Below are 13,320 nucleotides of genomic sequence, written 5' to 3'. Positions count from 1 at the left end.
TTTTAGCTGCTCCTCTTGCTCACTGCTCGCGATTCGCGCCAAAATGAAGAAAAGTAAATATTCATATCATCTTTAAAAGATTTTCTTAACAATGGCGCTGTCACAGCTAAATAATACAGTTTCGACACTACAACCCAACGCACCAGAGCTAAGTTTTGATTATGACTTAGCAATTGTAGGGGGTGGCATTGTGGGTGCTACCCTTGCTGCTGCCTTAAAAAACTCTGGACTAAAAGTAGTGTTGATTGAGTCTCAACTTCAGTCTGCTGCTGTAGCAAAAGGACGCGCTTATGCGATTTCTCTGCTATCAGGTCGGATTTTGGAGGGAATTGGCATTTGGCAGAAAATTTTGCCTGAAATCACCACATTTAGCCAAGTTCAAATCTCTGATGCTGATTATCAGGGTGTGGTACATTTCCAACCTCAAGATTTAGGTACTGATGGTGTTGGCTATGCCGCAGAACATCGGGTATTGTTAACCGCTTTGCAAGATTACCTCAAAGATTGCCCAAATGTTTCATGGTTATGTCCAGCAGAAGTAATTAGTGCTGAATATCAAGCGGATGGGGTGGAATTAGAGGTGATGGTGAAACCTTATGGCGATATTACCTCCCCCGAAATTCGGGGGGGAGTTGAAGGGGAAGGAAATTTTAAAATTCGTACTCGTTTATTAGTAGCGGCTGATGGGGCGCGATCGCAAATTCGTAATGCTGCTAGTATTACTACACAAGGTTGGGCATACTGGCAATCTTGCGTCGTAGCAACAATTAAACCAGAAAAACCCCACAATAATATAGCTTACGAACGCTTTTGGCACACTGGACCAATGGGAGTCTTACCTTTACCTGGCAACCGTTGTCAAGTAGTTTGGACTAATCCCCATGCAGAAGCCAAAGCTTTACAGCAACTAGATGAAGCGGAGTTTCTGGCAAAGTTAGAGGAATATACAGGTGGTTTATTAGGGCGTTTGGAATTAATTAGCGATCGCTTTATATTTCCAGTACAGTTAATGCAGAGCGATCGCTATACCCTACCACGACTTGCACTAATTGGTGATGCTGCCCACTGTTGCCATCCCGTCGCCGGACAAGGTATGAACTTAGGTATCCGAGATGCAGCAGCGTTAGCCCAAGTATTAACAAATGCTCATCAACAACAAGAAGATATCGGTTCTTTAACCGTCTTAAAACGTTACGAAAGCTGGCGTAAGTCGGAAAACCTCACAATTTTGGCATTCACCGATTTTTTAAATCGAACGTTTTCCAATAATTGGCTGCCCTTAATATTAGTTCGTCGCTTAGGTTTATGGATGTTGCAACACATTCATCCTATTAAAACTTACGCCTTACAACTTATGGCTGGTTTAAGAGGTCGTCCTCCAAAGTTGGCTTCTCGTTAAAAAATACTTCCGGCTGAAAAGGAGTTGCATTTGTTTGATTACCATTGGAAAATGCAGTAGTCAAACCTTTGGCAGCTTGAACCACATCCGAGGGCAACATAATAATTGTTGTTGTATTATTTTCTGCCCCAATTTCAGTCAACATTTGCAAACGGCGCAATTCCAAAGCTGCTGGGTTAGCAGAAATATTTCGAGAAGCTTCCGCTAACTTAATAGATGCTTCCTGTTCTGCTGAAGCTTTAATTATACGAGCGCGTTTTTCTCTAATTGCTTCCGCTTCCTTAGCCATTGCTCGTTGCATAGCAAGTGGAATTTCTACATCTTTCATTTCCACCCGTTCAATGACAACACCCCAAGGCTCCGTAATTTCGTCTACAATTTCTTGAAGTTTGGTGTTAATTTTGTCACGATTTTGCAAAACATCATCAAGGATATTTTGACCAACAACATTGCGTAAAGTTGTTAAAGCGGTTTGGTAAACTGCGGTATTGTAATTTTCAACTTTATTGATTGCCTTAGAAGCATCAATCAGGCGGTAGTATAGAACAGCATTAACTTTAATTGTTACGCTGTCAGCCGTAATTGTTTCTTGAGGTTCAATATTGACGGTTTTAGTACGGACATCAACTTGAGTCTTTTGATCTACCCAAGGTATAATCCAATACATTCCTGGTCCCATCACACCTTTAACTCTACCCAGTCGAAAGATTACGCCGCGTTCATATTCTCGGTCTAGCTTTATTCCTGATAGAGCTATAAACAGAACGAAAGCAAAAACACTACCTATAAGAGATCCCATATCTAGTTCACCTAATGTAGGTAACTCTATTTTATTGTATAAAATAGATGGCTATGGCTCACCTTAGCTCAGATAGCAATAATATTAATATTTTTGTAAGAAATAGCAACAAAATTAAACTTAATCTTTTATATCATTTCCTTCTCGTCCAGAGTTCTCATATTTATAAGCCCGTTAAATTAATGTTTACATTATTGTCAAAAATATAAACTTAAATATTGCCCCATCACAGCTTGGAGAGAGAATGTTGATCGTGGGGTTTTATCTTTAATTATATTGACCTATTTACCTAAATGCTTACATGGCAATTGGTGGTTCTAATTCTGAATCTGAGTTTTTTTGACTTAAAAACTTTGTTCCCCATTGGTGCATTGAATCAAGTATTGGTTTCAAACTTTCGCCTAATGGGGTGAGGGAATATTCCACTTTTGGAGGAACCTGCAAGTAAACTTCTCGATGAATTAATCCCTCTTGCTCCATCTCTCTAAGTTGCTGGGTAAGCATTTTTTGAGTAACTCCATTGATAGAGCGATGCAGTTGATTGAAACGTTTAACTCCATGAAATAACTCACGCAGAATCAAAACTTTCCATCTTCCACCAATAACCTTAAGAGTGATTTCTACTGAACAGGTAGTTTTATCGTGATTTTCATTTATAGCTTCCATAGTATTAATTTTTAACTAAGATTGCACATAACAGCTAACCTAATATTAACGCTTTAGGTTAAACAAACAAATGCAGCCTGATTACATTGTTCGTAGCGAAATCAACCAAAGGGAAAATAACGAAGATAGTTTTCAAATATTTTCTATCATTTCTGGACTAACGCCAAGCCCTATTATAATACTAGCGATCGCAGATGGGATGGGTGGGCTGGCATACGGGGAACAAGTGAGCCGAGAAGGACTCAAAAAGCTCAGTCTCGCCTTATTTGAAGAGTTAGTAGTTGAGCCATCAATTAATCGCTTGGAAGCTGCATCTGGGCTTGATACAAAAATATTATCTCAGGCTGTAATGAATGCGATCGAACAAGCGAATGCTCATGTCCGCCGGGTAGTGGAAGTTAACAAATGGGGTAAGGCTGGTTCAACTATTGTTATAGCTGCAATTTTACAAGATAAAGCGATAGTTGGAAATTTGGGAGATAGTCCTTTATTCCATTATCAGGTAAGTAGTGGCAAGCTAACTAAAATTACAGAAGATCATACGGTAGCTGCGGTGTTAATGCAGATGGGAATGCTTACACCAGAAATGGCGCGATATCATGAAGGGCGTAACCAATTGGAGTTTTATTTAGGTTGTTATCATTTACCGCAAAATTCACCTTTATATGAGTTGGATTTAGTTGAGGGAGATTTATTATTGTTGTGTTCTGATGGTATTAATGGCTGTCTTTTACACAAGGAAATAGAAGCGATTTTTGCGGAAAATAAGGGATACTTAGCCAAGCTTGCAGATAATTTAATTATAGCAGCAAAAGCGGCGGGTGAAACTGATAATCAAACTTTGATTTTGTGGAAGTGTCAAGGAGGAGGGAAAGTTCGACTCTCTGTTGATACTGTGGTTCAATCAGGGGAAACTACTCGTCAAATTTTGGAGTAGATGATTTTTTTTTGACCGCAGATGGAAGCAGATAAACGCAGATGAACGCAGATAAATATATATTATGTCTGAACGTATTTTACAAGTGATGGTTGGGGGTGTGATTCCCCTTAATATTGGCTCTATTGCTAATGTTGAGCTTTTAGAGTTGTTGGGTGCGGGTGCTTTTGGTTCGGCTTGGAAAGTTAAGGATTGTAATACAGGAAAGTTGTATGTTTTAAAGATTATTCAATGTATCAAACCAGGGACAATAATGGTGGAAAGGGTACGTTTAGAAGCTGAGGTATTTGTACCTTCAGATTATATTGTTCCTGTTATTGGTTTGTGTGAATGGGATGGAAGTACTTTTTTGATTTTATTTGAGTATTTCCCTGGCAGTTCTTTAGACAATTTGCTGTTAGAAGGTAGCCTTACGGATAAGCAAAAGAAGGATATTTTTTATCAAACCTTACTAGGGGTAGCTGATGCTCATGCCCATAATATCATTCACCGTGATTTAAAGCCAGCGAATATTTTAGTAGGTAAGGATGGAAAGGTTAAATTAATTGATTTTGGGATTTCTAAGTTTAAGGGAATGGGATTAACCGTTAGTGGCGAAATAATCGGGACTATTCCTTATATGGCTCCAGAGTTATTATTATATGGCTCTAAACTTGCTGATGCGCGGGCAGATATTTATGCGCTTGGTCATATTTTATATGAGTTGGCGATGGGAGAACATTTTTGGGCGCGTCAAGGTTGGCGAGAATTAAAAGATTTTGCCCGTTATTTAAAGCAAACCCCACCGCCTACAGAAGCAATTGATTGTAGGGATTTTAAGTGTGATTTTTTCCGAGAAGCACACCGAGTTTTACCGTCTATGGTAAAGATAGAGAATAGCCAACGCTATCGTAGAATTGATTATCTATTATCGGATTTAGGTTATATTCCTGATTTACCGGAAATTCCTAAAGATTTAAATTTGCGTTATCCGTTGTTAATTGTAGAATCTGGTAGTAATAAGGGCGCAAGAAGGTTAGTAAATATTGATGATGGAGGTTGTTTAGTTTTAGGGCGTGCGGATATTGCTGGCGATGATAGTAGTATTAGCCGTCGCCATCTACAATTTATGCGCGTAGGTGATAGTTATTATGTCCAAGATTTGAATAGTAAAAACGGGACTTGGGTACAAGGAATTACTTTAGAGGAGGGAGAACCAATGATGGAAATAAAACATGGCGATCGCATTAAAATAGGAGATATCTTTTTACGCTTTGCTTTTGCGCGAGAAATATGATTTAAAACACCTATCAAAACCTCATTTTTTCCCCATCTGTGTTTATCTGTGGACATCTGTGGTTAAATCAAAATTTATCTACTCACAGCAAGAAATCTAGATCCCCCCCAGCCCCCCTTAAAAAGGGGGGAGAATCAAATCAAAGTCCCCCTTCTTAAGGGGGATTTAGGGGGATCTCTTCTTATTACTTAGGAAATATTACAACATGAAAAAATGTACTCATTGCGGTGCATCTAATGCTAATACTGCTAAATTTTGTAACGAATGCGGTAACGCTTTAACAACGATCGCAACCGCCAAAAGTGAATCTGAATTACCCAAAAAAACTACTACGGGGCTAGATATAGAAAAACTAGAACATACAATCAATGTTTTACAAGGAAAACGCCAAGCAGATGTCATGTTTGTATTAGATTGCACTGGCAGTATGCAGGGTGAAATTGATGCAATTCGGGATGCAATTACTGCTTTTGCTGATACAATAGAATCTGATGGAGTACGAGTGCGAGTTGGGTTAGTTGAATTTCGCGATCGCCTAATCAACGAAGAACACCGCGTCCTCAAATTTGCTGGCGAACCTTTTACCAATAATTCAGCAGCATTTCGCAAAGAAATAGCAGCATTAATAGCTACAGGTGGCGGTGATGAACCGGAAAGCAGTTTAGATGCAATTATGTTAGCTTTGCGTCAACCATTTAACCCAGATAGTAATAAAGTAATAGTATTAGTTACAGATGCACCGCCCCATATACCCGATAAAGAAACTAAAAATATTGAACAAGTAATCGCTAAAATTCAGAGTGTGGGAGTGCAGCAATTGTATTTAGTAATTCCTACTCAAGATTCTAACTCGCAGGTGTATCTTAAATTATTAGAAGGTACGCGAGGATTAGCATTTGAATTAGGAAAAGGCGAGGACTTCCGCAGTCGCGCCGAAAGTTTTAAACGTACCTTGATGTCTTTGGGGAAAACTATTTCCACAGCTACACGCTAAATGCAAGAATAATTCCAATTTGACACCTGCAAGTTATCCCGCCAGCGATTGAAATCGCTGTCTCATAGCTAAAGTCCACTAAAGTTGACTAAATATTATAGGATTTATGCAAGCCCCCCAATTGATTTAATTATGTGTAAGTCCTAAATTAGACCTCTTGCACAAATAGAATTATCGCCCCCCTAACCCCCCAATTTTGGGGGGAACCAGATTCAAAGTCCCCCAGAATTGGGGGATTTAGGGGGCTTTTCATGATTTATGCAAGAGGCATATTATTAAAACTTTAGTCAGTTTTAACTGACTTTCGCTATTAGCCAGGGGTTTAAACCCCTGGCGGGGTGAAGCTAACAGGTACAATATCCCAAACCTAAAATCCCAAACTTCTATGCGTTGTCTCCATTGTCGGCGTGACGGCATTCCCATATCAGCACAAATATGTCCTAACCCCGACTGCGGAGTGTATTTACCCTCATTGCTGCGGGATGTCTTACCCCCTGAAACATTGCTGCGTGGGGGTAGCTATCGCATAGATTATGCTTTAGGGCGTGGTGGTTTTGGTATTACTTACCGCGCGATCGATATCGGGTTAGAAATGCTGGTAGCTATCAAAGAATTTTACCCCCAAGAACACGCAATACGCAATGGCATGACTGGCGGGTTAAGTGTCGCGACTCCCCAAAAAGCAGCTTATCAGCGAGGGTTAGAAAGATTTAAGCGAGAAGGACGGATTTTAGCCAGATTAAATCATCCTAATGTGGTGCGGGTTTTTACTTTATTTGAGGAACGAGATACCGCCTATTTGGTAATGGAATTAATTACCGGAAATACTTTGCGCGATGAGTTAGATTCTCAACCAGAAAAGCGGTTATCTCCAGCGCGGATAGAAGCGGTAATGAATCAATTAGTTGATGCTTTAGCAACTATCCACACCGCCGGAATTTATCATTTAGATATCAAACCGGATAATGTGCTGTTAATGCCAGATGGCAAAGTTGTCTTAGTTGATTTTGGTGCAGCGAAGCAAAGTTTTAATACTCAAAGTACACGGCAATTTACCGGAAGTTATGGCGCACCAGAGGTAATTGCAGGTGGTGATATTGGGGTAGGAAGCGATATTTTTGAGTTAGGAATGATGTTGCATGAGATGGTGACTGGAGAGTTACCGCCCTCTGCACTCAGTAGGTTAATTAAGGATAGTTGGAAACCTAAAGATTTAGGGGAACCTTTGCAGAAATTAGTTACTGATGCTTTGCAGATTGAATTAGAACAGCGTCCGAATAATATTAGGATTTGGTGGGAAAGTCGAATTGCTGTCAACAAAACTATTATTGTTTCTGCTACAGGTGGGGGTAACTACACCACTATTGGGGAAGCAATTAAAAATGCTCAACCGGATAGTTGTATTTTAGTGCGTCCAGGTTTGTATCAAGAAAGTTTGATAATAGATAAGCAATTGGAAATTATCGGTGATGGGTTAGTAGCAGATATTGTAATTGAGAGTACGGATTCAAGTTGCATTATTATGCAGACTGATGATGCTGTAGTTAGTGGTTTAACTTTGCGTGGTCGCGGTGCAGTTAAGGGTAACAAATTTTATACTGTAGATATCCCTCAAGGAAAATTAGTGCTTGAGGATTGTGATATTACTTCAGATTCATTAGCTTGCATTGCTATTCATGGAACAACTGCTAATCCTGTGATTCGTCGTTGCCAAATTCACGATGGCGAGGGAAGCGGCGTTTATTTCCATGAAAACGGACAAGGGACAGTAGAAGATTGTGATATTTTCGCAAATGCTGCATCGGGAGTCGGAATTACTTCAGGAGGCAATCCCATTATTCGTCGTTGCCAAATTCACGATGGCAAAAAAGCTGGCGTTGTTGTTAAAGAAAACGGACAAGGGACAGTAGAAGATTGTGATATTTTCGCAAATGCTAATGTGGGAGTAGTAATTACTTCAGGAGGCAACCCAATCATCCGTCGTTGCCAAATTCACGATGGCAAAAAAGCTGGCGTTGCTGTTCAAGAAAACGGACAAGGGACAGTAGAAGATTGTGATATTTTCGCCAATACTAATGCGGGAATAGGAATTACTAAAGGAGGCAACCCGATTATCCGTCGTTGTCAAATTCACGATGGCAAGTCTGCTGGCGTTGCTGTTCAAGAAAACGGACAAGGGACATTAGAAGATTGTGATATTTTCGCCAATGATAATGTGGGAATAGGAATTACTAAAGGAGGCAACCCGATTATCCGTCGTTGTCAAATTCACGATGGCAAGTCTGCTGGCGTTTATGTCTATGAAAACGGACAAGGAACAATAGAAGATTGTGACATTTTCGCCAATGCTAATGGGGGAGTAGCAATTCTTAAGCAAGGAAGCAACCCAATTATTCGTCGTTGCCAAATTAATCGGAATGCTTTTCAAGCTGTCCGAGTCTCTGAAAATGGTGCAGGTAGGGTAGAAAACTGCAATCTCACGGGCAATACTGCTGGCGCATGGAATATACAACCTGATTGTTCCGTGTATCGCAGTGGTAACATTGAGGACTAATCGTACTTTTAGCGATCAATATTATGTTGGGTTGTGCAGCACTTAACCCAAAATACCTATCTAAATCATAAAAACTTAAATTTTTTGCATCTGACTAGCCGCAAAAACCTGCTCAACAGTTAAATTTAATTCTGGAAAAGTAGCAGAAATAATCCGTTCAGAACCAGTCAACCTTTGTAATTGATATTTCCCATCAACTAATTGATAAACAAAAATAGTCGCAACCTTCGGATTACCTAAATAACTTCTAGGGTGTGTTTTCCAAGTTTATTGGCTCCGTTTCGGTGGGTAAGATCCCCCTAAATCCCCCTTAATAAGGGGGACTTTGAATTATTCCCCCCTTATTAAGGGGTTGCTCAGGGGGATCTAGATTTCAATCTTGCGTAATAAATTTCACCACGCTTCATCGCTTAATCCATCCGCAACTGTCACATCCCAAGCAGGATCAACTTCTTGAGACGCTTCTCGGTAAGCTTGCTCTAATTCTTTATACTGTAATAACTCTAATGCTTCTTCAATAACTTGAGAATCAGATTCCCATCCCTTAGCAATTTTATAATTTCCAATAAATTGCACTAAAAATACTGGTAAGGAAATTGATAGTTTCTCTGAGTGCATACTATTAATTACACCAAAGAGGGGCATATATGGGCGCACCTACTCCCATTATATAAATATACCACAAATACATCCAAAAAAGCAATAGCCCACAAAAAAAATTATTGTAGGTTGGGTTAAGCGCAGCGCAACCCAACAACAATTTGATCCATCAATATTAGGACTTACGCACCGAAAGCCTGAAACCTAGATCCCCCCTAGCCCCCCTTGAAAAGGGGGGAAATTCAAAGTCCCCCTTACTAAGGGGGATTTAGGGGGATCTCTGCGTAAGTTCTAAATATTTCTTTTAACCCTAACCTTTCTCACAAAATCTGACAGAAAGCAAGTTAGAATATATTAAGGAATATAAACAGAGCTAACATCGTGTCACAACTTCTGTTAGCCACCCACTCAACCTAAAAATCTTTCTCCAGAACCCAGTCCTTATGACGCTTCCCATTCGCAACGTTGCCATCATTGCTCACGTAGATCACGGCAAAACTACACTTGTTGATGCCTTGCTCAAACAATCCGGCATTTTCCGCGAAGGGGAAGAAGTTCCGGATTGCGTAATGGACTCTAACGATATTGAGCGCGAACGCGGTATCACCATCCTTTCTAAGAATACCGCCGTTCAATACAAAGACACACACATTAATATTGTTGACACCCCTGGACACGCTGACTTCGGTGGCGAAGTTGAGCGCGTACTCGGTATGGTCGATGGCTGCATCTTAATTGTAGATGCCAACGAAGGTCCCATGCCGCAAACGCGGTTTGTGTTGAAAAAAGCCTTAGAAAAGGGACTACGCCCCATTGTTGTAGTCAATAAAATTGACCGTGGACAAGCAGATCCCTTCGTCGCAATAGATAAAGTATTGGATCTATTCATAGAACTAGGCGCTGATGACGATCAGTGCGAGTTCCCCTACTTATTTGCTTCTGGGATGTCAGGCTACGCCAAAGACAGCTTAGATGATGAAAACGTAGACATGAAGCCTTTATTTGAGGCAATTCTGCACCATGTTCCACCCCCAGTAGGCGATCCTACTAAACCGCTACAACTGCAAGTCACAACCCTAGACTATTCGGAATATGTAGGTCGGATTGTTATTGGCAAAATCCATAACGGTACAATCTACGTTGGTCAGCAAGCTGCTTTGATTAAGGAAAACGGCGAAATTGCCAAAGGCAAAATTACTAAGTTGATGGGCTTTGAAGGATTGAAGCGCATTGACTTAACAGAAGCATCTGCTGGTAATATCATTGCCGTTGCTGGTTTTGCTGATGCGAATATTGGGGAAACAATTACTAATCCCGATAATCCCCAAGCATTACCACTAATTAAAGTAGATGAACCGACATTGCAAATGACGTTCTCTGTGAACGACTCACCATTTGCAGGTCAAGAAGGCAAACTGGTAACATCACGACAAGTGCGCGATCGCTTATTCCGTGAATTAGAAACCAACGTCGCCTTACGGGTAGAAGAAACCGACTCCCCCGATAAATTCCTCGTTTCCGGTCGTGGTGAATTACACCTGGGCATTTTAATTGAAAATATGCGTCGGGAAGGATACGAATTTCAGGTATCCCAGCCACAAGTAATTTACCGTGAAGTCAACGGACAACCCTGCGAACCTTACGAATTATTGGTGCTGGACGTTCCAGAAGAAGCCGTAGGCGGTTGCATTGAACGCTTAGGACAACGCAAAGGCGAAATGCAGGATATGCTAGTTGGCGCTAGTAATCGCACTCAGCTAGAATTTATTATCCCCGCTCGTGGTTTAATCGGCTTCCGAGGTGAATTCATGCGAATCACTCGCGGTGAAGGCATTATGAACCACAGCTTCTTAGATTATCGTCAAATTTGTGGCGATATTGTTGCCCGTCGTAACGGTGTATTGATTTCCTTTGAAGAAGGCGTTGCTACCTATTATGCCCTGCTAAATGCTGAAGACCGAGGCGTATTCTTTATTGCCCCTGGTACGAAAGTTTACAGAGGTATGATTGTTGGGGAAAACACTCGCCCACAAGACTTAGAACTCAATATCTGCAAAACTAAGCAGCTAACTAACCATCGTGCGTCTGGTGGTGAAGAATTAGTACAGTTGCAAGCACCAGTGGAAATGAGTTTAGAGCGTGCTTTGGAGTATATCGGATCAGATGAATTGGTGGAAGTAACACCAAAGTCAATTCGTCTGCGGAAGCTGTCGAAGAAGTTGGTGAAGCGGTAATTTTTGAGTTAATAAATTAGCCGACGGGTTGAAACTTGTCGGTTACATAAATCTTAGCCCGCGCAAGTGGGCTATTTTTATAGAATAAATGGTGAGGTACATAGATTTTAGGGGCGTTACATGGAGCTACAAACTGCTAGAAACTTAGTACAATTGTATGTAGTTTATAGCTCCTTATCAACATTAAACATGATGCGCTGTAGCTATAAACTACATAAAATAGATATGAAAAAAATTAGTCCGTATGAGCGATTCGCTATGAAAGTGGGAATTATATAAAGAGCGAAAGCTATGTTGACCCACAAGTTTACTGATGCCTAAGCCACTGCCAACTAAATAAATTAGTTTGTGAAAGTAAAATAAAACATAAGTTGCCTGCTGCACATAACGCAGTTGCTATTAGCTATTTTAGTAGAAAGCCATCTTGAGTTGTTCAATCTCTGTGTAAACAAAGGAACTCCCGTGAATACTATCAAACCTGTAAATTTTTGTGATCGTTGCGAAAGTTTACCCGAAAAAATAGAGGATTCTGGTAATTTATACCTATGGTTTCCATTAGGTCATAGCTTAATTAAGGTAACTCATTACTTGCGTAAAGCTGAAATAAATTACGAACTCAAAGATGAAGGGCAATGTCTAGCTATTTCTTTACAAGCAACTGAGATTGAAAACTGTGTTAACACCCTACCAGGAATTTTGACAAAAAATGAGTTGCACAACACACAAGCGTTGTTCATCACTCATGCTGGAGAACCTAAACTGCGTGATATTTATAGAACAACCTCATTATTACGTTTTATTAGCTTGAGGCAGTCTAGTTGGGTACTAGATATGTTAGCCGCAGATCGTGTTACTAGCCAATTTCAACCAATTGTATATGCAGAAGATACATCGCGTGTATTTGGTCAAGAAGCATTGCTACGGGGATTGGGAGAGGATGGCAGTCTAATTCCTCCTGGTAAATTTTTCCCATTAGCCGCGAGTGCAGGTATTCTTGTACAACTAGACTTAATGGGACGGCGCAGTGCTATTCGTGAGGCAATGCGGCATCAAATAAATGATAAAATTTTTATCAATTTCTCTCCTACTTCGATTTATGATCCAGCGTCTTGTTTGCGTTCAACTATGAAGGCGATTGATGAAGCAGGTATTGCTCATGAACAGATAGTTTTTGAAGTAGTGGAATCTGATCACGTCGAAGACAGTAGTCACCTCAAAGGCATTTTAGATGTTTATCGGGAAGCGGGTTTTTCGATGGCATTAGATGATTTTGGCGCGGGCTATTCTAACTTAAATTTACTCCACGAGTTGCGTCCAGATTTAATTAAGCTAGATATGAATCTGATTCGCGATGTGCATAAAGATCCTTACAAAGCGATGGTAACGGAGAAAATTTTAGAAATTACTGGGCATTTAAATATTAAAACAGTTGCCGAAGGCATTGAATGTATTGAAGAATTTGAATGGGTAAAAGAGCGAGGAGCAACTTTTGTACAGGGTTATTTAATCTCAAAACCGATGACGGTACCTGTAATCCAACCTGCTCAATTAAACAGAGAGAATTTACTTGCTAGTTAAGTTGAATGTGAAATTTCACCAATTACAAAAAAATTACCCTTAAGTCTTTAAACAGCAGCTAAAGTCAAAACTATGTTTCATGTCCTTTAGTATTATCAAATAGTTTGACTATAAACTAATAATTTTGTCGCCATGCCTACATACACTGGAATTAAATGCGAAGCTTTCCGTCATCCGCTAGACCTCGAAGCTGAACAAGCTTTACGCAATTTACCAGGTTTTGATGTCGTTGCTCGTAAGTTTGTTGAATTTGTCTACGAGAAACCGCAATTCGCATTAGACG

The 13,320-nt window shown here is 40.3% G+C and carries 10 protein-coding genes and 1 pseudogene; 8 read left to right on the top strand and 3 right to left on the bottom strand.

All coding sequences use genetic code 11. The features are described from left to right. The first annotated feature begins 91 nt into the window (after positions 1-91). On the top strand, positions 92-1,399 hold the full coding sequence (locus CRI9333_RS18075; protein WP_015204618.1) for an FAD-dependent hydroxylase: 1,308 nt from the start codon (positions 92-94) through the stop codon (positions 1,397-1,399). On the opposite strand, the gene CRI9333_RS18070 is transcribed toward CRI9333_RS18075, so the two are convergent. Together CRI9333_RS18070 and CRI9333_RS18065 are read right to left on the bottom strand one after the other, a co-directional pair. Further along, positions 1,353-2,198 (bottom strand): slipin family protein, encoded by an 846-nt coding sequence (locus CRI9333_RS18070; RefSeq protein ID WP_015204617.1) that lies wholly within the window; start codon positions 2,196-2,198, stop codon positions 1,353-1,355. The genes CRI9333_RS18075 and CRI9333_RS18070 overlap by 47 nt on opposite strands. 297 nt (positions 2,199-2,495) lie before the next feature. Further along, on the bottom strand, positions 2,496-2,864 hold the full coding sequence (locus CRI9333_RS18065; protein WP_015204616.1) for a winged helix-turn-helix transcriptional regulator: 369 nt from the start codon (positions 2,862-2,864) through the stop codon (positions 2,496-2,498). A gap of 70 nt (positions 2,865-2,934) precedes the next feature. On the opposite strand from CRI9333_RS18065, the gene CRI9333_RS18060 reads away from it, so the two are divergent. The 4 genes from CRI9333_RS18060 to CRI9333_RS25115 all read left to right on the top strand — a co-directional run bounded on the left by CRI9333_RS18060 (position 2,935) and on the right by CRI9333_RS25115 (position 8,625). Then, entirely contained in the window at positions 2,935-3,801 is an 867-nt protein-coding gene (locus CRI9333_RS18060) for a PP2C family protein-serine/threonine phosphatase (RefSeq protein WP_015204615.1), read from the top strand. Between the two features lie 64 nt (positions 3,802-3,865). After that, positions 3,866-5,077 carry an FHA domain-containing serine/threonine-protein kinase gene (locus CRI9333_RS18055; RefSeq protein WP_015204614.1) on the top strand — a complete coding sequence of 404 codons (1,212 nt, stop codon included), beginning with the start codon at positions 3,866-3,868 and terminating at the stop codon, positions 5,075-5,077. Between the two features lie 205 nt (positions 5,078-5,282). Beyond that, complete coding sequence (locus CRI9333_RS18050) at positions 5,283-6,071, top strand: VWA domain-containing protein (protein WP_015204613.1); 789 nt, start codon at positions 5,283-5,285, stop codon at positions 6,069-6,071. Between the two features lie 385 nt (positions 6,072-6,456). Beyond that, the gene (locus CRI9333_RS25115; protein ID WP_015204612.1) at positions 6,457-8,625 is read left to right on the top strand and encodes a right-handed parallel beta-helix repeat-containing protein; all 2,169 of its coding nucleotides are present in this window, start codon (positions 6,457-6,459) and stop codon (positions 8,623-8,625) included. A 393-nt stretch (positions 8,626-9,018) separates the two neighbouring features. Here CRI9333_RS25115 and CRI9333_RS18040 read toward each other — a convergent pair whose 3' ends face one another. After that, a complete protein-coding gene (locus CRI9333_RS18040) occupies positions 9,019-9,243 on the bottom strand; it encodes a ribbon-helix-helix domain-containing protein (protein WP_041226797.1) in 225 nt (74 codons plus the stop codon). 425 nt (positions 9,244-9,668) lie between these two features. Between CRI9333_RS18040 and typA the strand changes: the two genes are divergently transcribed. From typA to CRI9333_RS26875, 3 genes and pseudogenes are all read left to right on the top strand, one after another. Then, positions 9,669-11,459, top strand: a complete 1,791-nt coding sequence (gene typA, locus CRI9333_RS18035; protein WP_015204610.1) for a translational GTPase TypA — start codon at positions 9,669-9,671, stop codon at positions 11,457-11,459. A gap of 462 nt (positions 11,460-11,921) precedes the next feature. Further along, positions 11,922-13,037, top strand: coding sequence for an EAL domain-containing protein (locus tag CRI9333_RS18030; protein WP_015204608.1), 1,116 nt, complete (start codon positions 11,922-11,924; stop codon positions 13,035-13,037). 132 nt (positions 13,038-13,169) lie between these two features. Next, positions 13,170-13,307, top strand: a pseudogene (locus CRI9333_RS26875) (peptidase M48); the annotation flags it as partial. Positions 13,308-13,320 lie beyond the last annotated feature (13 nt).

The sequence above is a fragment of the Crinalium epipsammum PCC 9333 genome (genome assembly GCF_000317495.1).
In the GTDB taxonomy this organism is placed as follows: Bacteria; Cyanobacteriota; Cyanobacteriia; order Cyanobacteriales; family PCC-9333; genus Crinalium; species Crinalium epipsammum.
The sequence above is the reverse complement of the archived record's forward strand: the minus strand, read 5'-3'. Positions and strand labels throughout refer to the sequence as shown.